Source organism: Blattabacterium cuenoti, assembly GCF_014251995.1.
Classification (GTDB): Bacteria; Bacteroidota; Bacteroidia; order Flavobacteriales; family Blattabacteriaceae; genus Blattabacterium; species Blattabacterium cuenoti_AE.
In genome coordinates, this window is the sequence record NZ_CP059205.1 from 534,874 (window position 1) to 559,204 (window position 24,331).

General features: G+C 23.9%; 19 protein-coding genes and 2 tRNA genes. 12 read left to right on the plus strand and 9 right to left on the minus strand.

The genetic code is table 11. From position 1 onward, the window contains the following. The first annotated feature begins 37 nt into the window (after window positions 1-37). The 4 genes from H0H51_RS02565 to H0H51_RS02580 are packed head-to-tail and all read left to right on the plus strand — an operon-like array spanning window position 38 to window position 4,953. On the plus strand, window positions 38-1,555 hold the full coding sequence (locus H0H51_RS02565; RefSeq protein WP_185876754.1) for a GH3 auxin-responsive promoter family protein: 1,518 nt from the start codon (window positions 38-40) through the stop codon (window positions 1,553-1,555). 52 nt (window positions 1,556-1,607) lie between these two features. Further along, window positions 1,608-1,871 carry a 30S ribosomal protein S15 gene (gene rpsO / locus H0H51_RS02570; protein ID WP_185876755.1) on the plus strand — a complete coding sequence of 88 codons (264 nt, stop codon included), beginning with the start codon at window positions 1,608-1,610 and terminating at the stop codon, window positions 1,869-1,871. A 49-nt stretch (window positions 1,872-1,920) separates the two neighbouring features. Next, window positions 1,921-4,071 (plus strand): polyribonucleotide nucleotidyltransferase, encoded by a 2,151-nt coding sequence (locus H0H51_RS02575; protein WP_185876756.1) that lies wholly within the window; start codon window positions 1,921-1,923, stop codon window positions 4,069-4,071. An 18-nt stretch (window positions 4,072-4,089) separates the two neighbouring features. Next, window positions 4,090-4,953 carry a sigma-70 family RNA polymerase sigma factor gene (locus H0H51_RS02580; RefSeq protein WP_185876757.1) on the plus strand — a complete coding sequence of 288 codons (864 nt, stop codon included), beginning with the start codon at window positions 4,090-4,092 and terminating at the stop codon, window positions 4,951-4,953. A gap of 29 nt (window positions 4,954-4,982) precedes the next feature. Here H0H51_RS02580 and H0H51_RS02585 read toward each other — a convergent pair. The 3 genes from H0H51_RS02585 to H0H51_RS02595 all read right to left on the minus strand — a co-directional run bounded on the left by H0H51_RS02585 (window position 4,983) and on the right by H0H51_RS02595 (window position 6,379). Next, window positions 4,983-5,056, minus strand: a tRNA-Arg gene (locus tag H0H51_RS02585). A gap of 25 nt (window positions 5,057-5,081) precedes the next feature. Further along, window positions 5,082-5,840: a triose-phosphate isomerase gene (gene tpiA, locus H0H51_RS02590; RefSeq protein ID WP_185876758.1), complete on the minus strand. Its 759-nt coding sequence runs from the start codon at window positions 5,838-5,840 to the stop codon at window positions 5,082-5,084. Between the two features lie 44 nt (window positions 5,841-5,884). Continuing rightward, window positions 5,885-6,379: a nucleotide modification associated domain-containing protein gene (locus tag H0H51_RS02595; RefSeq protein ID WP_185876759.1), complete on the minus strand. Its 495-nt coding sequence runs from the start codon at window positions 6,377-6,379 to the stop codon at window positions 5,885-5,887. A 53-nt stretch (window positions 6,380-6,432) separates the two neighbouring features. Between H0H51_RS02595 and folP the strand changes: the two genes are divergently transcribed. From folP to H0H51_RS02620, 5 genes are all read left to right on the plus strand, one after another. Beyond that, window positions 6,433-7,266, plus strand: coding sequence for a dihydropteroate synthase (gene folP, locus H0H51_RS02600; RefSeq protein ID WP_185876760.1), 834 nt, complete (start codon window positions 6,433-6,435; stop codon window positions 7,264-7,266). A 53-nt stretch (window positions 7,267-7,319) separates the two neighbouring features. After that, the gene (locus H0H51_RS02605; protein ID WP_185877133.1) at window positions 7,320-8,093 is read left to right on the plus strand and encodes a diadenylate cyclase; all 774 of its coding nucleotides are present in this window, start codon (window positions 7,320-7,322) and stop codon (window positions 8,091-8,093) included. 13 nt (window positions 8,094-8,106) lie between these two features. Beyond that, window positions 8,107-9,408, plus strand: coding sequence for a UDP-N-acetylmuramoyl-tripeptide--D-alanyl-D-alanine ligase (locus H0H51_RS02610; protein WP_185876761.1), 1,302 nt, complete (start codon window positions 8,107-8,109; stop codon window positions 9,406-9,408). Window positions 9,409-9,482: 74 nt separating this feature from the next. Continuing rightward, window positions 9,483-10,484: a pyruvate dehydrogenase (acetyl-transferring) E1 component subunit alpha gene (pdhA, locus tag H0H51_RS02615; protein WP_185876762.1), complete on the plus strand. Its 1,002-nt coding sequence runs from the start codon at window positions 9,483-9,485 to the stop codon at window positions 10,482-10,484. A 28-nt stretch (window positions 10,485-10,512) separates the two neighbouring features. After that, on the plus strand, window positions 10,513-11,685 hold the full coding sequence (locus H0H51_RS02620; protein WP_185876763.1) for a dihydrolipoamide acetyltransferase family protein: 1,173 nt from the start codon (window positions 10,513-10,515) through the stop codon (window positions 11,683-11,685). Here the strand turns inward: H0H51_RS02620 and H0H51_RS02625 are convergent. Both H0H51_RS02625 and H0H51_RS02630 read right to left on the minus strand, forming a co-directional pair. Then, window positions 11,677-12,387 carry a DUF475 domain-containing protein gene (locus H0H51_RS02625; protein ID WP_185876764.1) on the minus strand — a complete coding sequence of 237 codons (711 nt, stop codon included), beginning with the start codon at window positions 12,385-12,387 and terminating at the stop codon, window positions 11,677-11,679. The two genes, H0H51_RS02620 and H0H51_RS02625, sit on opposite strands and share 9 nt — an antisense overlap. 1 nt (window position 12,388) lies before the next feature. Further along, a complete protein-coding gene (locus tag H0H51_RS02630; RefSeq protein WP_185876765.1) occupies window positions 12,389-14,221 on the minus strand; it encodes an ABC transporter ATP-binding protein in 1,833 nt (610 codons plus the stop codon). 131 nt (window positions 14,222-14,352) lie between these two features. Between H0H51_RS02630 and secD the strand changes: the two genes are divergently transcribed. Both secD and H0H51_RS02640 read left to right on the plus strand, forming a co-directional pair. Next, window positions 14,353-17,100: a protein translocase subunit SecD gene (gene secD / locus H0H51_RS02635; protein ID WP_185876766.1), complete on the plus strand. Its 2,748-nt coding sequence runs from the start codon at window positions 14,353-14,355 to the stop codon at window positions 17,098-17,100. Between the two features lie 10 nt (window positions 17,101-17,110). After that, window positions 17,111-17,359, plus strand: a complete 249-nt coding sequence (locus H0H51_RS02640) for a Sec-independent protein translocase subunit TatA/TatB (protein WP_185876767.1) — start codon at window positions 17,111-17,113, stop codon at window positions 17,357-17,359. Here the strand turns inward: H0H51_RS02640 and H0H51_RS02645 are convergent. After that, window positions 17,356-19,485 carry a SurA N-terminal domain-containing protein gene (locus tag H0H51_RS02645; protein WP_185876768.1) on the minus strand — a complete coding sequence of 710 codons (2,130 nt, stop codon included), beginning with the start codon at window positions 19,483-19,485 and terminating at the stop codon, window positions 17,356-17,358. The genes H0H51_RS02640 and H0H51_RS02645 overlap by 4 nt on opposite strands. Before the next feature lie 8 nt (window positions 19,486-19,493). Then, complete coding sequence (locus H0H51_RS02650) at window positions 19,494-20,759, minus strand: hemolysin family protein (protein WP_185876769.1); 1,266 nt, start codon at window positions 20,757-20,759, stop codon at window positions 19,494-19,496. A gap of 297 nt (window positions 20,760-21,056) precedes the next feature. On the opposite strand from H0H51_RS02650, the gene H0H51_RS02655 reads away from it, so the two are divergent. Beyond that, window positions 21,057-21,129, plus strand: a tRNA-Phe gene (locus H0H51_RS02655). Between the two features lie 52 nt (window positions 21,130-21,181). Here H0H51_RS02655 and H0H51_RS02660 read toward each other — a convergent pair. Both H0H51_RS02660 and H0H51_RS02665 read right to left on the minus strand, forming a co-directional pair. Beyond that, window positions 21,182-21,691, minus strand: coding sequence for an OmpH family outer membrane protein (locus tag H0H51_RS02660; protein ID WP_185876770.1), 510 nt, complete (start codon window positions 21,689-21,691; stop codon window positions 21,182-21,184). 19 nt (window positions 21,692-21,710) lie between these two features. Beyond that, complete coding sequence (locus tag H0H51_RS02665; protein WP_238784224.1) at window positions 21,711-24,287, minus strand: BamA/OMP85 family outer membrane protein; 2,577 nt, start codon at window positions 24,285-24,287, stop codon at window positions 21,711-21,713. Between the last annotated feature and the right edge of the window lie 44 nt (window positions 24,288-24,331).

Consider the following 24,331-nt stretch of genomic DNA (forward strand, 5'->3'; position numbering starts at 1 on the left):
TGAATATCAATTCAAATTTTAAATAAATTTTTTCGTAATGATAAAATATTTATCCGGATATTTGACATCTTCTTTTATTAAAAGAAGAATTAAGAATATAGAACTCTTCATGCGTTATCCAATAGAAACGCAAAAAAAACTATTTAATCAATTAATTTTATTTGCGAAAGATACTGAATTCGGAAAAAAATATGGATTTTGCGATATTAAAAAATACCAACAATTTTCCAACAGAATTCCTATATGTAAATATTTAGATTTAAAGTCTACAATAGAAAGAGCTAGGAAAGGAGAAGAAAATATATTATGGCCAGGGAAAGTAAAATGGTTTGCAAGATCTTCTGGAACTACAAATCTAAAAAGTAAATATATTCCTGTAACTAATATATCTATGAATGAGTGTCATTATAAAGCTGGAAAAGATATGTTGTCTGTTTATATTCATAATCATCCAAAAACCAAAATTTTTTTTGGAAAAGCTGTTCGTTTAGGAGGAAGTCATGAATTGTATAAAAATTACAATACATTTTATGGAGATTTATCCTCTATATTAATCAAAAATACACCTTTTTGGGCAGAAAAAATTTGCATTCCTAGAAAAAAGACAGCTTTGATGGGAGAATGGGAAACAAAATTAGAAAAAATAATAGAAGAAACAGGGAAAAAAGATGTTCGTATTTTATTGGGAGTTTGTTCTTGGTTATTAATTTTTTTAAAGCAATTACTTATTAAATTTGATCAAAAAAAAATTGACAAAATATGGCCTAATATAGAAGTTATATTTCATGGGGGAATGAGCTTAAAACCTTACATTATCCAGTATCAAAAATTATTCGATAAACCTATTAACTATTATGATATATATAGCGCTTCAGAAGGATTCTTTGCAATTCAAGATCAAAATAACGTTGAAGATCTTCTGCTTTTATTAAATCATGGAATTTTTTATGAATTTATTCCAATGGAAGAAATTGGAAAAAAAAACCCTAAAATTTTTCCTATTGATAAGGTAGAACTAAATAAAAACTATGCAATAGTTGTTTCTACAAATGCTGGATTATGGAGATATATAGTTGGAGATACTGTGAAGTTTACTAGTTTATCACCATATAGGATTTCTATTTCAGGAAGAACAACTCATTATATCAATTCTTTTGGAGAAGAATTAATTATTGAAAATGCTGAAAAAGCTTTGAATATTACTTGTATGAAAACAAAATCTATTATTCATGAATATACAGCAGGTCCTGTTTATATGAACAAAAAAAATTCTGGATTTCATGAATGGATTATAGAATTTAAAAAACCTCCACAAAACTTAGAAAAGTTTAGGGATATTTTAGATGAAGAATTAAAATTTCTTAATTCAGATTATGAAATTAAACGATATAAAAATCTAGTTCTAGGTCCTCCTATCATACATATAGCCAGAAATGGGATATTTTATGATTGGTTGAAAAAAAATAAAAAATTAGGAGGACAAAATAAAATTCCTCGTTTATCTAACGATAGGATTTATATCGATTCTATTTTAGAAATGGAAAAAAAGTTTTAAAAGAAATATTTATAACTTTACTTTAATAGCTTATTTTAAGTTAAGTATTATTATGATAACTATAAAAAAGGAAGAAATATTAAAAAATTATGGAAAATCTATTGAAAATACGGGAGATTCAAAAGTTCAAGTTATTTTATTTACTTATCGAATTAATCATTTAAGCAACCATTTAAAAAATAATAAAAAGGACTTTAATACAGAAAGAGCTTTGGTAAAACTAGTAGGAAGAAGAAAAAAACTATTGAAATATATAGAAAAACATGATATTAATAATTATAAAGCTCTAATTAAAGATCTAGGATTAAGAAAATAAATTAAATAATAATAATCTATTAATGATTAAAGATAGAAAAAAATAAAATATGCCAGATAATATAATAGTAAAAGAAACCATATCTCTTAAAGATGGTCGTTCTATTGTTATTGAAACAGGAGAGTTAGCTAGACAATCAGATGGAGCTGCCATAGTACGGTTAGGAGATACAATGCTATTAGCTACTGTAGTTGTTTCTCAAGAAACAAAAAATGAAACGAATTTTTTGCCTTTAACAGTGGATTACAGAGAAAAATATTACGCTGGTGGAAAAATTCCTGGAGGGTTTATAAAAAGAGAAGGGAGACCTTCTGATGAAGAAATATTAACAATGAGATTAGTAGATCGTGTGTTACGTCCAACGTTTCCAAAATGGTTTAAAAAAGAAATACAAATTATGATTTCTTTATTATCATACGATAAAACTGTGTTACCAGATGGATTAGCTGGATTAGCAGCATCTACCGCTTTATCTGTAGCAGGAATTCCTTTTAATGGACCTATATCTGAAATAAGAATAATACGTTCAAGAAAAAAATTTATTATTAATCCAAGTTTAGAGCAGTTAAAAGAAGCAGATATAGATTTGGTAGTGGGAGCTTCAATTGATTCTATCATAATGATAGAGGGAGAAATGAAAGAAATAAAAGAAAATGAATTTTTAGATACAATAAAAATAGCTCATGAAGAAATTAAACCACAAATAAAAGCTCAAATCCGTTTATCGGAAAAATTATCAAAAAATAATTCTTTTTCCTCTCTTGAAAAGGAGATGATAGAATTAGAAAAAAATAATTCTGATTATACTTTTTTAAAAGAAAAATTATATTCTTTTTCCAAAATAAAAATAGAAAAACTTTACAATAATTTTCTTGGAAAAAAGAAGAGAAATATTCAAGAAAAAATTATTTTAAATGATTTCAAGAAAAAGTTTTTAATAGAAGATAATATAGAAAAAAAAGAAATTTTTATTAACCAACTCTATGAAGAAATTAAAAGGAAAGTAACTAGAGATCTAATTTTGAAAAAAGAAATTAGACTAGATGGAAGAACCAATAAACAAATACGTCCAATTCGAAGTGTTGTTGATTATTTACCTGGTGTTCATGGATCAGCTTTATTCTCTAGAGGAGAAACCCAATCTATAGCTACTGTTACTTTAGGGTCATCTTTAGATTCCAATAAAATTGATAATGTTGTTATGGAAAACCAAGAAAAATTTTATTTACATTATAATTTTCCACCTTTTTCAACTGGTGAAATACGTCCAATAAGAGGTATTTCTAGACGTGAAATTGGACACGGAAATTTAGCTCAACGTGCGTTAAAAAATATTATACCTGATAATCCATATACAATACGTGTTGTCTCAGAGATTTTAGAATCTAATGGATCATCTTCCATGGCTACAGTTTGCGCCGCAAGTTTAGCATTAATGGATGCTGGTATTCCCATTGAAAATCCAGTTTCTGGAATCGCTATGGGATTATTAATGGAAAATGGAAAGAAAATTATTATATCGGATATAATGGGAGAAGAAGATCATTTTGGAGATTTAGATTTTAAAATCACGGGAACGAAAAATGGAATAACAGCTTGTCAAATGGACGTCAAAAAAATAAAAGGTCTTACATATGATATTTTGCATCAAATTTTAATGCAAGCTTTAGAAGGTCGGACTTTTATTTTAAAAAAAATGTTAGAAGTTTTACCTAAATATAAAAAGAAAATGAAGCCTAATGCTCCAAAAATATATACTTTTAACATTCCTAAAAATTTTATTGGATCAGTTATAGGTCCGGGAGGAAAAATTATTCAAGAAATACAATCTTATACAAATACAAACATTTTAATTGAAGAAAAAGGAAATTTTGGGTGTATTGAAATTATAGGAAAAAATCATGAAAAAATAGAAAAAGCTATCGATAGGATAAAGCAAATAACATTTGTACCTGAATTGGGAAAAATTTATAAAGCAAAAGTGAAATCTATAAAAAATTTTGGAGCTTTTGTTGAAATATCTAAAGGTGTAGAAGGATTACTTCATATTTCAGAAATAAGATGGAAAAGATTAAGTCATATAGAAGAAGAATTACATATTGGTGATATTATTGATGTTAAATTTATGGGTATGGATGAAAAAAATAAAAAAATGAAACTTTCTAGGAAAGTACTTTTTCCTCGTCCAGAAAAAAAATAATGATTAAAAAAAATAATAATGAGACAACTTAAAATTACTAAACAAGTAACAAATCGTGAATCTGAGTCATTAGATAAATATCTTCATGAAATAGGAAAAATACCGTTGTTAACTCCAGAAGAAGAAGTAGAATATGCTCGTCAAGCAAGAGAAGGAAATACTTCTGCTATAGACAAGCTTGTTAATGCAAACTTACGATTTGTAGTTTCTGTGGCAAAACAATATCAAAATCAAGGATTGAGCTTATGTGATTTAATTAATGAAGGAAATTTAGGATTGATAAAAGGAATATTACGTTTTGACGAAACAAGAGGTTTTAAATGTATATCTTATGTAGTATGGTGGATTAGACAAGCTATTTTACAAGCTATAGCTGAACAATCACGTTCTATACGACAACCTACAAATAAATTAGCTTTACTCAATAAAATATTAAAAACTCTTGCACAATTAGAACAAGAGTTACAAAGAACTCCTTCTGCTCGAGAAATAGCAGAAAATTTAAATATGAGCGAGAAAGATGTAGAAGAATCAATTAAGAATTCAGGAAGACATGTTTCTATGGATGCCCCTTTAATAGAAGGAGAAGACTCAAATTTATATGATTTAGTTAGATCTGATGAATCTCCTCGTCCAGACGAACATTTAGAAAAAGAATCTTTACGAAAAGATATAAAAAGAATTTTGGAAACTTTAAGTGAAAGAGAACGTCGTGTTATTGTTTTACATTTTGGATTAAATGGATCTCCTCCAATGACCTTAGAAGAGGTAGGACAATATTGCGATTTAACAAGAGAAAGAGTAAGACAAATAGAAAGTATAGCATTAAAAAGATTAAAACATTCTTCCAGAAGTAGAATTCTTAAGCCTTATTTAGGATAAAATAATAATCTAATGAAAATCAAGAAATACGACCTCGAAGGGATTCGAACCCATAACCTTCTGATCCGTAGTCAGATGCTCCATCCAATTAAGCTACGAGGCCTATATATTAATAAAACAAATATATATCAAGATTTAATAATTTTTAAAAATTTTTCCATTTTCAAAGAAGAATTTCCAACAAGTCCTCCATCTATATCTTTTTGCAAAAAAAAATATTTTGCATTAAGATCAGTAATACTTCCTCCATATAAAATATAAATTTGATTTGAAATGTATTCTCCATATTTTTTTAAAAATAAATAACGAATAAATTCATGCATTGTTTGAGCTTGTTTATATGTAGCATTTTTTCCTGTTCCAATAGCCCAAATAGGTTCATACGCAATACAAAATAATTTAATCTCATCAGGAGAACAATGGAAAACAGTTTTTTCTAATTGATTTTTGATAATATCAAATTGTTGATCTTTTTTCCTTTCAGTTTCTGTTTCCCCTATACAAAAAATAATTTTTAGTCCATATTTTAATGATATTTTTATTTTTTTTAATAAAACATCATTTTTTTCGAAAAAAAACCCTCTACGTTCACTATGTCCTAATATTACTTTAGAAATTCCTATAGATTTTAACATAGAAGCAGATACTTCTCCTGTATATGATCCTTTATCCATATGATGAACATTTTGTGCAGAAATTCTTAATGAAGTTCCTTGTAAAATTTGATTTGAAATATATAGAAAAGGGAAAGAAGGTGAAATAATAATCTTTTTATTATGATTTATTTTTCTTTCGAAAATAATTTTTAAAAAATTTCTAATAAAAAAAGTCGTCTCATGAAGGTCATAATTCATTTTCCAATTTGCTATAACAATCTTTTTTTTCATTTTTTATATTAATTTCACCAAGTTAATAAACAATAAATACATATTCAAAAACTTTTTTTAAGCAAAAAAAGAGTTTCAACTAATATTTTTAAATAAAACTTTTCTAATTCTTTGAATGAAAACTTTTTTTCATTTTCTTTCAAGTATAAAACATTTTTCAATACATTATTAATAGAAAGTATTTTTTTTTCATAATTATCATTAATACAATTTTTTATACTTTTAAATTTTTTTTTATATAGGAAAACAACGTCATCATATGATATTTTATCGAAGTTTAAAATAAAAAAAATATCTTTTTTAATTAGAATAATTATGATATAATTTATAATATCCATATACGTATCTGTTATTTTTTCTTCTTTTATTTCTTGATATCCTTTTAATTGAATATTTTTTATACGAACTACTTTAATCAGGATTTGATCTATTATAGAAGAATTTTTTAAAAACTTCCATGAAAGATCGTAGTCTTTCAATTTATCATAAAATAATTTTCCACATTTTTTAATGAAAAAATCAATAGATAAATGATTCATATCATTTAATTTTATTATATGTAAATAATAAATTACAAATAAATAGTTTTTAAATGATGATCAATTGTGCGGGATCTTTATTGTCTTTCAGTGAACCAAAGATTATGGGAATAGTTAATCTAACCCCTGATTCTTTCTATGATGGAGGTAGATTAAATTCTAAATATAAAATATTAAAACATGTAGAAAATTTATTAAATGAAGGTTCTGATTTTATAGATATTGGAGGTTGTTCTACTCGTCCAAAATCAAAAATCATAACGGAAAAAGAAGAAATAAAAAGAGTTATAAATCCTATTCGAAATATTGTAAAAAATTTTCCAAATATTAAAATATCTATCGATACTTTTCGTAGTGAAGTCGCAAGAATAGCCGTTGAAGAAGGTGTTGTTATAATAAATGATATATCAGGTGGAAAATTGGATAAAAATATGTTTTCTTTAGTTGGAAAACTAAAAATCCCATACATATTAAATCACATAAAAGGAATTCCAGAAAACATGCAAGAAAAAACATATTATAGAAATAATATAATATTAGAAATTAACAAATTTTTTTCAAAAAAAATTTTCTATCTAAAAAAAAATGGAGTTCAAGATATTATCTTAGATCCTGGATTTGGTTTTGGAAAAACATTAAAACAAAACTTTCAAATATTAAAAAATTTATCTGTACTTGGATTCCAAGATTACTTGATTTTAATAGGAATTTCTAGAAAATCTATGATTAAAAATCTTCTGAAGATTTCTTATGAAGAATCATTAAATGCCACTTCAATTATTCATACAATGGCATTGTTAAATGGATCAAAAATATTACGAGTACATGATGTAAAAGAAGCTATAGAATGCGTTAAATTAGTAAAATATTATAAAAAAATTTCTTGATTGATTATACCATAGATTCTTTTTGTATATATTTTTGTATAAATTCTTTGATTATAACTCATTCATTGAAAATTTCTTTCATTGATATTTTAGATATATTTTTAGTATCTATTATTTTGTTCCAAGTTTACAGATTAGTTCATAAAACCGTCGCTTTAAACATTTTTTATGGAATTATTGCAACTTTTATTTTCTGGAAAATAGTAGAAATTTATAAAATGAAACTCCTAAGCATAGTCATTAGTGCTTTTTTCAAAGGAGGATTTTTAACATTAATTATTGTATTTCAACCAGAAATTAGAAAATTTCTCCTTATAGTAGGAAGTAAAATTTTCTTTAAAAAATTTATATTTTCTCTTTTTTTTAAGAAATCAAATGTTTCTACAAAAACTGAAACCATAGATAGTATAGTAAAATCTTGTGCTATTTTTTCAGGAGATAAAACAGGAGTTTTAATAGTTATTCAGCTACATCAAAACTTAAGAGAATTTATTCAAAATGGAGATAAAATAGATGCAAAAGTAAATATTCCTATCCTAGAAAGTATTTTTTATAAAAATAGTCCATTGCACGATGGAGCTGTAATTATTGTAGGAAATAAAATAGTGAGAACAAGAGCAATTCTTCCTGTTTCTTACAATAAAGAAATTCCATCTCGTTTAGGATTACGTCATAGAGCTGCTTTTGGTCTATCTGAAAAAACAGATTCTATATGTCTCGTTGTTTCTGAAGAAACAGGTTATATATCTTATATTAAAGATCAAAAAAGGACTGTAATAACCAATATAAATAATTTAAAAATGAAACTTGAGAAAGATTTACTTTGAATTAATTTAAAAAATGGATATTCAAAAAATATACCAATTATATATAGATTCTTCTGGAGTAGAAATAAATAGTAAAAACGTAAAAAAAGGGTCTATTTTCATAGCTTTAAAAGGAAAAAATTTTAATGGAAATCAATTTACTGAAGAAGCTATATCAAATGGAGCTCTACTAGTTATAGTAGATGATAAAAAAATTTTTTCTTACAATAAAAAATACAAAAAGATTGTTCAAGTAGATAACACTTTATTTTTTTTACAAAAATTAGCTCTATTTCATAGACATAAATTACGTCACATTCCTATTATAGCTATTACAGGAAGTAATGGAAAAACAACTACAAAAGAACTTACTAAATCAGTTCTTTCCAAGAAATATAAAAAAATTCATTTTACTAAAAATAATTTTAATAATCACATAGGAATTCCATTAACTATACTTTCTATGTCTGCAGATACAAAAATATCTGTAATAGAAATTGGAGCTAATCATGAAAAAGAAATAGAAAAAATGTGTTCTATAATCAATCCAGATTATGGGTATATAACTAATTTCGGAAAAGCTCATTTAGAAGGATTTAAAAGTATAGAAGGAATTATACGAGGAAAACTAGAACTATATGATTTTTTAAAAAAAGAAAAAAAAATAGTATTTGTTAATGGGGATGATCCCATTCAATTAAGTAAAAGTATAGGAATGAAAAGATATATTTTTTCTGAAAAAATGGAATCAGATTTAAATGTTAAATATTTATGGAAAGAGAATTATTTATATATTGAAAATATGAAAATAAGCTCTTCCTTAATAGGAAGTTATAACTTATATAATATGGCATCTGCTATATCTATAGGAAAATATTTTGAAGTTCCTCTAGAAGAAATAAGGGATGCTATAAGAGAGTACATTCCAATCAACCACCGTTCTCAAGTTTTAAATAAACAAAAAAGAAAAATTATTATAGATTGTTATAATGCAAATCCTACCAGTATGATAAAAACATTAACTTTTTTTGATAGTATTAAAGGTAATAAAATTGCTATACTGGGAGATATGTTAGAATTAGGACTTTATTCTAATCGTGAACATGAAAATATAATTTTTTTTATAGAAAAAAGTAGTATAAACAAAACATTTTTGATTGGAGAAATTTTTTCTAATACTCATTTTAAAACTTCTAAAAAAATAAAAAAATTCGTAAATAAAAATGGATTTATTAAATGGATTAAAAAAAATTCTCTTAATTATAAAGAAATAGATTATGTTCTTATTAAAGGATCTAGAAAAATTGCTTTAGAAACCATTATTGATTTAATATAATCTTTGTTTTTTAAATCTTAAAGATTAAATTTGCAAACGACTAAGTAAATAATCTCACATAAAAATTTTTTCTTATGAAAGAAATTACCACAAAAACCTATCTTAAATGGTTTAAGGATATGTTTTTTTGGAGGAAATTTGAAGATAAATGCCGTTCCCTGTATTTGAAACAGAAAATTAGAGGATTTTTACATCTATATAATGGACAAGAAGCTGTTCCTGCAGGGTTAACTCATGCAATGGACTTATCTAAAGACAAAATCATAACTGCTTATAGATGTCATATTTTACCGATATCAATGGGGGTTGATCCAAAAAGGGTAATGGCAGAACTTTTAGGAAAAGAAACAGGAACATCTCATGGAATGGGAGGATCTATGCATATTTTTAGTAAAGAAAATCGTTTTTATGGAGGACACGGGATTGTGGGAGGCCAAATTCCATTAGGAGCTGGTATTGCTTTTGCCGATAAATATTTTAATAGAAAAGCAGTTACTCTAACTCTTATGGGAGACGGTGCAGTTAGACAAGGATCTTTACATGAAACATTTAATATGGCTATGATATGGAAACTTCCTGTTGTATTTATATGTGAAAATAATAAATATGCTATGGGGACTTCTGTAGAAAGAAGTGCTAATATAGAAGAAATTTATAAGATAGGATTATCATATGGAATGCCTTCTTTTCCAGTAGATGGTATGGATCCTGAAAAAATATCTAGAGTAGCTTATACTGCAATAGAAAAAGCTAGAAAAGGAGAAGGAGCTACTTTTTTGGATATTAAAACATATAGATATAGAGGACATTCTATGTCAGATAATGAATTATATCGAAGCAAAGAAGAAGTTTTATCATACAAAAAAAAGGATCCAATTTTAAAATTAAAAAATATCATTTTAAAAAATAATTGGGAAACTATAGATAATCTGTCTAATATAGAAAATAAAATGAAAGAAAAAGTGGAATCCTGTGTAAAATTTGCAGAAAATTCAAATAATCCTTCACTAGAAAATATGTATAATGTTGTTTATAATGAAAAAAATTATCCTTTTTTAGATAAAGTTATATCTTAATGATAACCAAAAAAATACTTTACGAATAATGGCAGAAATAATATATATGCCCCAATTAAGTGATACGATGGAAGAGGGGACTGTAGTTAAATGGAATAAAAAAATTGGAGATAAAATTTTCGAAGGTGATATAATAGCTGAAATAGAAACAGATAAAGCTACTCAAGATTTTGAAATAGATATTAGTGGAATTTTACTTTTTATTGGTGTACAAGAAGGAGAAAAAACGCGCGTGAATGATATATTAGCAATTATAGGAGAAGAAGGAGAAAATATTAGTCATCTTATTTCAAAATTAAAATTAAAAAAACAGTTGAAAAAAAAAGATAAAGAGGATAAAAATGAAGATAAGAATAATAAAAATAATAATAGAATATTTATTTCTCCTTTAGCAAAAATAATGGCTAAAAAAAGAGGGATATCTATAGAAGAAATTAATAAGGGAAGTGGAGAATGTGGAAGAATTATTAAAAGAGATATTGAATTTTATGAAAAAGAAAAATTAAAAGAAAAAAAAATTGATCAAAAAATTTCTCATTCTTCTATGAGAAAAAAAATAGCAAAACATCTAACTTTTTCTAAATTTTCCGCTCCACACTACTATTTATTTAGCGAAATAAATATGGATAATTTAATTAAGTTCAGAAAAAATTTAAATAATAAACTTTCTTTAGAAGAAAAAATATCGTTTAATGATATTATTATAAAAGCAGCAGCTCAATCTTTGAAAAAAAATCCAGATATAAATGGATCTTGGAATGAAGAAGAAATTTTACTTCATTCGAATATTAATATAGGAATAGCTGTATCAGTTCCAAATGGATTAATAGTTCCAGTTATTCAAAATGCTGATCAAAAATCGTTATTACAAATATCTAAAGAAATAAAAGATAAAGTTTTACGTTCAAGATCAAAAAAAATACAAGCAGAAGAAATAGAAAATAGTACTTTTACTGTTTCTAATTTAGGAATGTATGGAATAGAATTTTTCACTTCAATAATTAATACTCCTAACTCTTCTATTTTATCTATAGGATCCATTATGGAAAAACCAATTATTAGAAATTCTAAAATAGAAATAGGAAATGTAATGAAAATAACTTTGTCTTGTGATCATCGAATTATTGATGGATCTACAGCAAGTAATTATATTCATTCTTTTAGAAAATTTTTAGAAGATCCTATTACTATGTTATTTTAATTTTTTTAATATTATTTTATTAAATAGTGAAAAAAACAAAGGAAATATAAATATAGAAAAAGTCAATAATGAAAACATTCCTTCAGATATAAAAAAGTGATTCTTGAAAGAAGAAAAAATGAGTTTAACTCCAAGAATAATAACTATGAAAAATGCAGAATTTTTTAATTCTGGAAATTTTTTCATTAATCGAATAAAAAATTTAGTAATTAATCTCATAAAAAATATTCCCATAAATACACCTATAAAAATTAATAAAAAATTTTCTGATAAGGCAACGGAAGCAAATATGTTATCAATAGAAAAAGATAAATCCATTATTTCTACAATAAGTATTACCTTCCAAAAGGAATCTTTTTTTTTTATTTTTTTTGAATTGTTGAATAGAATTTTTTTTTCTTTCAAAAAAAAATGATATAAACCTGTAAAAATTAAGTATAAACCACTTAATGGTTTTAACCACCATATTTTTATTAATAGAGTAACAAATATTAAACATAATCCTCTAAAAAAATAAGCACCAATAATTCCATATTTTATAGCTTTTTTTCTATCGTTTTCTTGTAAGTTTGTAATCATAGAAGCCAGCATAATTGCATTATCTACAGATAAAATACTTTCTATTAAAAATAGATTACCTATAACAGTGATAGATAAAATGGGATGTTTAATAATTTCTATAAAATATTTTTCAATATCCATTTCAAAAACTTTGTAAAGATAGTAACTTACTATAAATTCCTTTTTTTTCAATTAGGGTTCGATGTTGACCTTGTTCTATAATTTTTCCTTTTTCCAATACAATAATATGATCTGCATTTTGAATGATTGGAGAAGATAAACGATGAGTTATAATGATAGATGTTTTATTCTTTATCATCCTATTTAATGCATTCTGGACCTTTATTTCCGATTCTATATCTAGAGAAGAAGTAGCTTCATCTAAGATCATAATTGGAGGATTTCTCAATACAGTTCTAGCTATACTAATTCTTTGCCTTTGTCCTAGAGATAATTTGTTCCCATTATATCCAATAATAGTATTATATCCTTTTGGAAGTTTTTCTATAAAACAATGTGCATTCGCAATTTTCGCTGCTTTTATAACAGAATTTAAAGATATTTTTTTTTCTATTCCTAACGTTATATTGTTGTAAACTGAATCATTAAAAAGAATTGGTTCTTGAGTGATTATACCTAATAATCTTCTGTAATCTTTAATTTTTAAATATTTAATATTGATTCCATCAATGGTTATTTTTCCGGATGTAACATCATAAAAATTTGCTAATAAATTAGTAATAGTAGATTTTCCACTTCCCGATTTTCCTATTAAAGCTAGTGTTTTACCTTTTTTTAAAGAAAAATTAAAATTTTTAATTAAAACAGATTTATTATAAATGAATGTTACATTTTGAAATAAAATTTCACTCCCAAAATAAAAAATAGATTTTAATTGAATTTTTTTATTTAAAAGAGGTTTTGTATTTAATATTTCTACAATTCGTTCTGCTGCAGCTCTTCCTTTTTGAATGTTAGATATAGAATTTACTAGACTTTTTGCTGGATTTATAATTTGAAAAAATAATCCTACAAAAGAAAAAAGAATTTCTGGTTTAATTTCTTTTTTTTCCAAAAAAAGTTTTCCTCCATACCAAATAATTAAAATCATTATAATAGAACCTAATAATTCTCCTATTGGAGATGCTAATTCTTTTTTCCTACTAAGGCGAGTAGCAAGTTTCTTTTGAAAAGAAGAAATTTTTTCAAAACGTTTTTGCATCCAACATTCTGCATTAAAAATATTTATAATTTTTGTAGAATTTAAGGTTTCTTCTATAACAGAAAATAATTTTCCTAATTGGCTTTGGGCTCCTATTGCATCTTTTTTTAGACTATTTCCTATAATAAATATAAAAACACCCATTAAAGGAAGTAATAAAAAAGCAAATAATGTTAAATGATAGCTTATAAAAAATAAAGTGAAAAAATAAAAAATAACCATTATTGGATAACTAATTATATTAGCTAAAGAATTAACAATAGATACTTCTATTTCATTTACATCATTAGATAATCGAGATACGAGATCTCCATTTCTTTTTTCAGAAAAAAAAAATGAGGGTAAAGAAAGTATTTTTTTATGGAAATCGTTTCTAATATTTCTGACTATAGAAGTCCTTATTCCAATTAAAAAATATTCTGCCAAATACTTGAAAATATTTCTAATTAAAAAAAGTAAAATAATAAAAACACAAAACATAGTTAAAGTATTTATTTTTCCATATTTATTTGACAATATTTTTATATAATCATAAAAATTTTTTATGATAAAATCAAAATAACTATTAAAAGAATTAAAAAATGTTGTTTTATTTTTATCTTTGGGAGATTCAAATAAAATGCTTAATACAGGAGAAATAGATATTATAGATATGACTGAAAATAAAGAGTAAAAAAAATTACATAATATATTGATAATGTAATGATATTTATAAGGTTTTGAATAAGATAAAATTTTTTTAAATGCATTCATTCATTGAACTTCCTGGATATTAATAAACAAAGGTAATTATAAAATTTTTTTAGTCTATTTTGTTATTAATGATATTAATGAAATACCAGATTAACATCTGATTTTTATATGAAAATAGTTTTAAAATTAAAATGCGTTTAGAAAAATTTCTTACTTTTTTTATAACTATAGTACTAACTATGATTAGTCTGTATTATATATGTTTCAGTTTCTTCGGTTTAAATAAAAATAAAAAATGTTTAAATCTAGGACTAGATTTAAAAGGAGGAATAAGTTTAATATTAGATATTTCTGAAAAAGATTTATTACAAAAATTTTTTGAAAATTCAAAAAATCCTTTTTTTATAGAAGCATTATCTTATGCGGATAAAAATAAAAAAAACAACCAAAATGGAGATTACTTGTCTTTTTTTATTAATTTTTTGAATCGAAGTAAGCTAAATAATAGTTTTAAATATTATTCTGATTTATTTGAAAACGAAAATAATATAGAGGAAATTAATTCAAATTTTTCCTCTAAAGAACTAGAAACTTTTCTTAGAAAGAAAAGAGAATCATCTATTGTTTCTATTAAAAATATATTGAGATCCAGGATGAATCAATTTGGAATCTCACAACCTAATATCCAAAGAATAAAAAATTCTAATCGGATTTCAATAGAATTTTCTAAAATAGAAAATATAGATAGAATAAAAAATATTTTGGAGAAAAAAGCTGAATTACGTTTTTTTGAAACTTACAATCTTCAAGAAATTTTTCCATATTTAAAAAATATGGACATTCTTTTCCAAAAAAATTCAGAAAAATCTTTTATAGATCTTTTAAATATTTCTAAACTTCAGTCAATTAACACAAATGCGATTGGACTGATTCATAAAAAACATAAAAAAATGATTTCTGAATTTTTGAATTCAATGGAATATAAATCAACAAAAATATTTCAATATAATTTTTTAAATGTCAAATTTTTATGGGGTAAAAAAAATGTCATTAACGATGATTTTTTTCAATTATTTGCTGTAAAATCGGATGAAAAAAATATGTATTCATCTTTAAATGGTGATATCGTGAATCACGTTTACAAATCTTTTGGACCATTTAATGAAATATTTGTTAATATAAAAATGAATCGGGAAGGAACTAAAAAATGGAAAATTTTTACTGAAAAAAATGTAGGAAAAAATATAGCGATAGTTCTTGATAATTTAGTTTACGCAACACCTTTAGTTCAATCTATTATACCAAATGGTATATCTCAAATATCTGGAAATTTTTCCTCAAAAGAATCTGATGACTTAATAAATGTATTAAATACAGGAGAATTACCTACTTCAGTAAGTATTATTCAAAGCGAAATTATAGGACCATCTTTGGGAAAAGATTCAATTAAAAAAGGAGTAAAATCTTTTTTAATTTCCTTATTTTTTGTATTCTTTTGGATGATTTTTTATTACTCAATTCCAGGATTATATTCTGATATTATTTTAATTTTTAATGTAATATTTATTTTTGGAATTCTGATTTCTATTAATTCTGTATTAACTTTTCCTGGAATTGCTGGTATTATATTAACATTAGCTATGTCTATGGATTCAAATATTTTAATTTACGAAAAAATTAAAGAGAATATAAAAAATAAAGTTTCCATATTTGAATCTGTAAAGGATAGTTATTCTTTTAATGGTGCTTTTTCATCTATTATAGATGGACAAATTACCACTTTTTTATGTGGAATTATTTTATTATATTTTGGAACAGGTCCTATTAAAGGATTTTCTATAACTCTAATCATTGGAATCATAATATCTATTTTTACTTCTACTTGTTTGGGAAAATTATTTATAGAATGGCATTTAAAAAAATATCAAAAAATCACCTTTAATAAAAGAATATTTGTTAATTTCCTTGATAAAATTCAAAACATAAAATGGAATTTTTTATCCAAAAGAAAATGGGCTTATATAGTTTCTTCTATTCTTTTAATATCTAGTATATTTTCTCTTATTTATCAAGGGTTAAATTTAGGATTAGATTTTGTGGGAGGACGTTCTTATATAATTGTTTTCGAAAAAAAAATGGTTCCTGAAAAAGTTTCTAGTATATTATCAAACACTTTCTTAGAAAATGGGATTCCATCGATTCCAAATGTAAGAGCATTTGGTAATCAAAATAAACTTAAAATAATAACTAAATATAAAATATGGGAAAAAAATGATAAAATAGATGAAGAAATTTTGAAAAAAATATTTTCTTCTTTGAAGAATTATTTTCCTACTAACTTTCGTTTTGAAGATTTTAAAAATATAAAAAAAAATAAGTTTTTAGGTGTTTTATCCTCTGAAAAAGTAGAACCTATAATAGCTGAAGATATGAAAGAAAAATCTTTCTTATCAATTACAATTTCTATAATAACAATATTTTTATATATCTTTTTAAGATTCAAAAAATGGCAATTTGGATTAGGAGCTGTAATATCATTAATTCATGATTCAATAATAGTACTCGGATTTTATTCTTTTTTTTACAAAAAATTCCCTATTCTGGAAATAGATCAATCTTTTATAGCAGCATTATTAACTATAATTGGTTATTCTATTAATGATACTGTGATAATTTATGATCAAATTAGAAAAATTTATAATAAAAAAGCATTATTTTCAACAATGAGAAATACTATTAATACTGGAATTATAAATTCCTTATCAAGGACCATTAATACTTCATTAATTACTTTATTAGTAATTTCTATAATTTTTTTGTTTGGAGGAACGACTCTTAAAAGTTTTATGTTATCTTTATTTATTGGAATAAGTATTGGAACCTATTCTTCTTTATTTATAGCTCCATCTATTGTATATGATTTTTGTAAAAAAAAATAATAATAATAAAATGAATCGTTTTTTATTTATTAGTATTGAAGAAAGTTTTTTAATTATTTTTATAGCTATTATTATTTTTGGACCAAAAAAAATCCCGAATATTGCACGAGAATTAGGAGAAGGAATAAGATATTTTAAAAATGCTAAAGAAAAAATAAAAAATGAAATTTATCATATTCAAGATAATGAACAAGAAAAAAAAATTATAAAAGAAAAAAAAATAAAGAAAAATACACCTACTTCTTCTGTAAAACGTTAAACATCCTTTCTAAAATCTTCAATTTTAGATTTTCTAATTAACACATCTCCTAATATTTCTAAAAAATTTTTTCTAAGAAAAGAATTTAAAATTTCTATCTCAGAATAGAAATAAGAAGGATTTTTAAACGTATTAAAACGTTTTAAAGTTCTTACGAAAAAAATTCCTTTATTTCCCAATAAAGGCTTAGAAGTTTTATGTAATTTTGAAGAAAAAATATATCCTACAACTTTAGGTTCTTTATATTCTCCAATCATGGAGTTATAAAAATTTATTTCACAATACTTATTTATTTTTTTAGAAAAGTACTTTGATAAAGTTTCCAAACTTTTGGAATATTTATGATTATTATTAATTATCCTGAATAAATTGGATTCTATTTTTTTTCTCACTAAAACGGGAATTAATTCATTTTTTATTTCTTCAATAGGATAACCTTTTTTTTGAATACTAGATAAACGTGCTATAATATAATCTCCTTTTGATGTATAAAAAACTTTTTTATCGCCCTCTTTTTTATTTTTATCATAAGACCAATTTATAACTTTTCTATCTAAATCAGTGTTTAATCCAGGAATATCCCACTGATTTTTTTTAACTGTTTCTAAAAAAATGGTTTCATATTTTTTTTTTCTTGCATTATTAATAAATGTATTTAAATTTGAATTTTTATTTTTATTTATGAATTGAATAGCATTTTTGTAGAGTAGGTTATCTGTTTTCTTTGATGGAAAAAGGGTTTTTACAATAATGGAAAATTGATATACAGGTTCAAGATCTTTTTGTCCATCTATCCTTAAAATATGATACCCAAATTTAGTTTCAGAAAAGATAATGTCACCTTTTTTATGTTTTGACGAAAAAATATTCAATTTTTTTAATATATTATTTCGTTCTTTATATTTTATCCATCCTAAATTTCCTTTATTTTTTTTTGCATTAATAAAATCATCAGATTTTTCCATTAATGAATTAAATTTATATGGATTTTCCTTAATCATATTATATATTTTTTTAGCTAAGTTTTCAGCTTCCTTTTTTGTTCTTTGATTTAAACGAGGTTCTGCTTCTTTATGAGAAATTAATATTTGACTGGATAAAACAGAATTATATATCATTTTTTTTCCAGTTAATTTAGCTATGATATAAATATTATTTTCCTTTAAAGGACCAAACATTGATCCAATTTTATTTTCTCTTTCTAAAAAATATTGTAATACAGGAGGAAGATTTTTTTTCAAATAAAAATTTGAATCTAACGGTTTTTCCGATTGGCTAGAAACAATCATAGAATGATCTTTTGATAATTTTAGTTGTTTAAACAATTTATTAATCTTAAATTCCATATTTTTTTCATCTTCCGACGAAGGGAGAGAACGTAAAATAACGAAACTGATACTTCTTAAATCTTCTTTTTTATAAAGAAATTTATTTTTTTTAATAAAATCATATAACTCACTGTTTTTCACTGATTTATATTTTTCCTTTATTTCTGAATAAGGAATAAAAATGTAATCAATAATAGAAAAATGATTTTTGTCCTTGTAATTTAATTCCGCTTCAGTTAAAGAAGTGTTCAATCCATACATTAACATTTCCACATACTTTTTTGCAACAATTTTTTTTAGTATGTTTTTTTTCTCATAATCCCAAATCTTTCTTTCTTCTTCTATCTGGGGATTTGTATTATTTTTTGAAACTTTTTTCAAATTTTTTAAATACGATTTAAATTTTAATAGATTCATTTTTCCATTTTCATATTGAAAATCAGGTATTTTACTATATATAGATTGTTTTTCTATAGCATTCCAAAAATCTTTTTCCGTACTTTTTATCCCCAATTTATCTGCTTGTTGAAGCAATATTTTTTCATGAACTAAAAATTTCCAAGCATCATTTCTTAAATAGTTTTCAGGTTCTTTTTCACGGAATTTTTTTAAAAACTGATAATATTCTAAATATTCTTTGTAAGAAATGCCATCTTCATTCACTTTACCTACTAAATTGGTATTTTTAGAAAATAATTTCAACAAAATATTAGGATCTAATATAAAAAAAACTAAAAATATTCCTAAAAACAAAAAAATTAACCATGTATTTCTTCTAATTTTTTCTAAACAACTCATATATTGATTCAATATTTCTTTTGAAGAAGAACTTCTTCTATTTTATTCTTAGATACTTTTTTAATCTCAATAATTAGATTATTGTTAATAACAATTTTTTCTCCAAATTTGGGAATGTCTCCTGTGTGTGTGACTATAAATCCACCTAAAGTTTCATATTTCCTAGATTTAGGAATATCTAAATCATATTTAGAATTAATAAAATCAATTTCCAAACGAGCAGAAAATAAAAACTTGTAATCATCTAATTTTTTATCTAACAAAATATTTCCATCATGTTCATCTTTTATATCTCCAAGAAATTCTTCTAAAATATCTTCTATAGTTATCATTCCTGCTGTTCCTCCATATTCATCTAAAACTATAGCTATACTTTTTTTTTTTTTAATTAAAAGATCCATTATTTCTCTAACAGGAGTAGTAATATAAACCAGTTCTACAGATCTAATTACAGATTCAATATTCTTTGGTTTTTTTAAAAATTCTAAATAATGAATATATCCTATAATATTATCTATATTATTTTTATAAACCACTATTTTAGATAATCCACTTTCTGTAAAAAGATTTCGAATACTATTCATGGAAGAGAATCTAAGATTAGAAGATATTATTTCTTTTCTAGGAACCATACATTCCCTTGCTTTTTTCTCAGAAAAATTCAAAGCTTTATGAAAAATTTCAACCTCATATTCTATGAATTTTTTTTCCTTAATATTATTCCTCATGTTTTCTGACAAAAAATAAATTAAATCTTCTTTATCAAAAAATTTTTTTTTATCCTTTTTTTCTTCCCCTAATATTTTTAAGAAAACATTGGAAATCCAAATCACAAAATTGGTAATAGGAGAAAATATTTTACATATAACATATACAGGAACAATAAATAAATTTAATAATTCGTTTGAATATATACTAAATATTATTTTAGGAATGAATTCTCCAATAACCAAAATTATAGTAGCAGAAAAAATTGTCTCCAAAAAAATAATCCATAAAGAATTATCCAATAATTCTATTGGTAGAAGATTAAAAAACAATTTTCCCATATAAATTCCATATATGACTAAAGAGATAGTATTTCCAATCAACATTGTAGTCATAAACTTTCTAGGCTCATTTATGCTTTTAGAAAGGATTCTAGATCTAAATGATCCTTTTTTCTTTTCCAATTCTATTTGAAATAAACTAGAAGAAATAAAAGCCATTTCCATCCCGGAAAAGAAAGCAGATATAAGTATAGTAACAAAAACTATGCTAATATAAAAAATCATATTACTATGTCTCTATCACATAGACACATATCAAATAAAAGTTCCACTAATATTTTTATAAAATTTTCTTTATATCATCAATTATTATATTCCAAATTATTGCATTTAAAACAATTCTATTTGAATTTAGAATTTTTGAATTTATTTTTTTAATTGATATTATTGCCATATTTTGGAAATAATGTATAATATTTATATTTATATAAAGACGAAATTAATAAAAAATATGACAATGTCACTTTTTTTAATTTTTTCCTTAATTTTATTATTGTACTTTTACCTTAATTATTTCTTTAGGGTATCTTAGCTCAGTTGGTAGAGCAAAGGACTGAAAATCCTTGTGTCCCCGGTTCGATTCCGGGAGATACCACTATTTATTCATAGTCGTTTACTTATTTTTCCGTTCTATTTTTATAATATAATTACTTTATTTTTAGTTCTCTTTTAACTTCCTCAGTTATATCTTTTCCTTTATTAATTAAAATTCCTTTTCCAGGACTACAATCATCAACTCTTGTAATTTCCTTATTATTGTTGATAACTTTATAAATAGCATTTTCTATTTTCTTATATACGGGACCTAATAATTTAAGTCGATTATTTTCTATATCATCTGCTGCTGTTTGTTGATATGCTTGAATCTTCGCTTCCATAACTTCTAATTCTTTTTTAAGAGATTGATTTTTACTTTTTTGAAATTTATCTATTTTTTTCTGAAATTCTTTTGCTAATTTCTCTAAATTATTTTCATGAACTTTCCTAATTCTAGCCAATTCTTTCTTAGCATTGGAAAATTCTGGTAATTTTTCTATAATTAACGAACTATTAAGACAAACTATTTGTTTTTGACATTCCACAGCAAAACAAGATAGTGAATATCCACTCAACAAAAACAAAAATAATAAAAAATAAAAAACTGTATTCTTTTTCATATTGTATATTTTTTAATAATTACAAATTCTTTCCAAAAATAAAATGTTTTTTCCATTTTGATTCAGTTTTATTATTTACAATATCATCTATAGGATACCCAAAATCTATTCCAAAAAATCCTAGTTTTTTCCAAAAAATACGAAATCCGAATCCAAGAGATTTATTCATTTTTAGCAAATTAAATTTTTCGTAGGAATCACTAATATTTCCTCCTTCCATAAATAAAGTATTCCATATTTTTAAATCTTGAGTATTTTTAATTAGATTACGAAGTTCTAGAACAAATTTATTATAAATAATCCCTCCATCAACTGGAGACGGATATTTAAAATTTTCTTCTCCATAAGAATATCCTCTTAATGGGATAAAATCCTTGTTTTCTAAGTTTGATCCAAAAAAATTATTTTTTACTCCTCCCATATAAAATTTATAGAAGCTTAATAAATCTTTTTTTGAATTTTTATATTTTCCCATAAATCCACCTTCACATCCTACTTTTAGGACTGTTCTTCCAAAAATTTTTTTATACCATGAAAAAAACATTTTTAATTTGAAATACTCTACCCAATCAATTTGATGAATTCTATAATAATTTTTATTTGGAAAAATGTGGGAATATTCGGGAGTGAATTTTCCATCTAATCGTATTATTGACCCCTGAAATGGAAAGATAATATCTGGTTCTATAGATTTCCTTTGTAATGAAATTAAAGCGTTAAGATTATTTAATTGATATTCTTGAGTATCATGGTCACTAGGATCATTAATAATAAAAATATCCCTTTCAAGTTGGGAATTTTCGTAATTTATAGAAGTTGAAATACTTGAATAAGGATCTAAAAATGTTAAAAGCTTATTTACATTAATAGAAAAATCCTTCCTTCCTGAGTATGTTCTTTCTCCAAATCCTTCCTCACGTCGATACTCTTTACCCTGTAAACACAAATCCCTATCTTTACCATCATATCCTATACATGATTTAATAATAACATAAGAATACTCGTCTTTTTCTATCTCACTATTTTTTGTTAAATAGTTTCCAGATAAAGTTAAAGATGTAGGATGAATTTTTTCTACCCAAGGATTCATAAAAGAGAATCCATAAGATGAGAAATCTTTTCCAAATTTACTGGAAATAACTAATTTTTGTCCATCTCCTTGAGGAATAGGATTCCACAATCTCCATTCTAGAATATTATTTAAAGAAAAGTTTCCAAAGCTTAATTGGAAATTTCCAATAATTTTTTTTATGTCTTTACCTTCAAAACCTCCATTAATTTGAAGTTCGGTGGTATTTCTTTCTACAACATGCCATTCTATATCTACAACAAAATTACTTTCTTGAGCTGGCTTAATTTCATAATATACTTTGCTAAAAAGGTTTAACTTTTCCAAGTTTGACAAACTATCCTTTAAATTTTTTAATGATATTAAATCGCCTGGATAAGTTTTTAATTCTCTCCTAATTACATGATCTTTAGTAATTATATTCCCTGATATATCAACTTTTCTTATATATACAGGATTATTTTCTTTTATTTTTATTTCTAAATCTATTTTATTATCCGATACTTTTTTTTCTATTGGAATTGCATTAATAAATAAATATCCTAAATCTAAATAAGTAGATAAAATGCTTTTAGGAAAAGAGGAACTTGAAACATATTTATCAATTTCAGTTTTATTATAAATATCACCTTTTTTATGGGAAAAAATTCTTTTTATATCCTTGTCTAACAGTCTATTGTTTCCTGAAATGTATACGTTTCCTAAATAATATTGATCTCCTTCAGTAATTTTTATTTTTATTATATAGTTACCAAATTCGTCTTTCCAAATAGAATCTAAAAATACTTGAACATCAATAAATCCCATAGATTTATATTTATCCGAAATGTTCTTTAAATCATGTTTAATATTTTCTTTAACAAATAGGAAAATATTTTCATCTATAATTGGAACATAAAAATTTTTTTTAGTTTTTGTCATTAAATCAAGTAACTCTTTATCAGAAATTATATTATTTCCTTCGAATAATATTTTTTTTATTTCAATTTTTTTACCTTTATCAACAGATAAATATAATACATTCTTATTTTCTACTTTATTTATTTCACTTTTTATATTAATTTCATCATATCCTTTCTGAGTATAATATTCTTGAATTTCATTTTTAATATCCTGAATTATATCCTCAGAAATTTTATCCCCAGGTTTTATTTTTTTGATATTTTTCAGTTGTTCTTTTTTAATTCCCTCAACTTTTACTTCATGAATTTCTACTAAATCTTCTAATTCAAAAAATAAATCTATTTCATTTTTAGAAACATCTTTCTTATAAATAGATATATTCTGGAACAAATGACTATCCCATAACTTTTTAATAGCAGAATCCACTTTAACATTGTAAGAATCAATCAGATCTCCACTGTGAATACCAGATAAATCGGATATGAACTCACTATCGTATTTTGTTTTTCCTATTATATTAATAGATTTTACAATTATATTTACATTTGAACTTTCATTTTTATTATTAATACTTAAACTTAAATCTTTTTTTCTAGTAAAAGAATATCCCTGTTTTATTTGCATTATTATTAATAAGCAAAAAACAAATTTTAAAAAATTATTTTTTT

What these genes read in the sequence shown, in the direction of transcription:
- H0H51_RS02565 (WP_185876754.1), top strand. Translation starts at nt 38, where the DNA reads ATGATAAAATATTTATCCGGATATTTGACATCTTCTTTTATTAAAAGA.
- rpsO (WP_185876755.1), top strand. Translation starts at nt 1,608, where the DNA reads ATGATAACTATAAAAAAGGAAGAAATATTAAAAAATTATGGAAAATCT.
- H0H51_RS02575 (WP_185876756.1), top strand. Translation starts at nt 1,921, where the DNA reads ATGCCAGATAATATAATAGTAAAAGAAACCATATCTCTTAAAGATGGT.
- H0H51_RS02580 (WP_185876757.1), top strand. Translation starts at nt 4,090, where the DNA reads ATGAGACAACTTAAAATTACTAAACAAGTAACAAATCGTGAATCTGAG.
- tpiA (WP_185876758.1), bottom strand. Translation starts at nt 5,840, where the DNA reads ATGAAAAAAAAGATTGTTATAGCAAATTGGAAAATGAATTATGACCTT.
- H0H51_RS02595 (WP_185876759.1), bottom strand. Translation starts at nt 6,379, where the DNA reads ATGAATCATTTATCTATTGATTTTTTCATTAAAAAATGTGGAAAATTA.
- folP (WP_185876760.1), top strand. Translation starts at nt 6,433, where the DNA reads ATGATGATCAATTGTGCGGGATCTTTATTGTCTTTCAGTGAACCAAAG.
- H0H51_RS02610 (WP_185876761.1), top strand. Translation starts at nt 8,107, where the DNA reads ATGGATATTCAAAAAATATACCAATTATATATAGATTCTTCTGGAGTA.
- pdhA (WP_185876762.1), top strand. Translation starts at nt 9,483, where the DNA reads ATGAAAGAAATTACCACAAAAACCTATCTTAAATGGTTTAAGGATATG.
- H0H51_RS02620 (WP_185876763.1), top strand. Translation starts at nt 10,513, where the DNA reads ATGGCAGAAATAATATATATGCCCCAATTAAGTGATACGATGGAAGAG.
- H0H51_RS02625 (WP_185876764.1), bottom strand. Translation starts at nt 12,387, where the DNA reads ATGGATATTGAAAAATATTTTATAGAAATTATTAAACATCCCATTTTA.
- H0H51_RS02630 (WP_185876765.1), bottom strand. Translation starts at nt 14,221, where the DNA reads ATGAATGCATTTAAAAAAATTTTATCTTATTCAAAACCTTATAAATAT.
- secD (WP_185876766.1), top strand. Translation starts at nt 14,353, where the DNA reads ATGCGTTTAGAAAAATTTCTTACTTTTTTTATAACTATAGTACTAACT.
- H0H51_RS02640 (WP_185876767.1), top strand. Translation starts at nt 17,111, where the DNA reads ATGAATCGTTTTTTATTTATTAGTATTGAAGAAAGTTTTTTAATTATT.
- H0H51_RS02645 (WP_185876768.1), bottom strand. Translation starts at nt 19,485, where the DNA reads ATGAGTTGTTTAGAAAAAATTAGAAGAAATACATGGTTAATTTTTTTG.
- H0H51_RS02650 (WP_185876769.1), bottom strand. Translation starts at nt 20,759, where the DNA reads ATGATTTTTTATATTAGCATAGTTTTTGTTACTATACTTATATCTGCT.
- H0H51_RS02660 (WP_185876770.1), bottom strand. Translation starts at nt 21,691, where the DNA reads ATGAAAAAGAATACAGTTTTTTATTTTTTATTATTTTTGTTTTTGTTG.
- H0H51_RS02665 (WP_238784224.1), bottom strand. Translation starts at nt 24,287, where the DNA reads ATGCAAATAAAACAGGGATATTCTTTTACTAGAAAAAAAGATTTAAGT.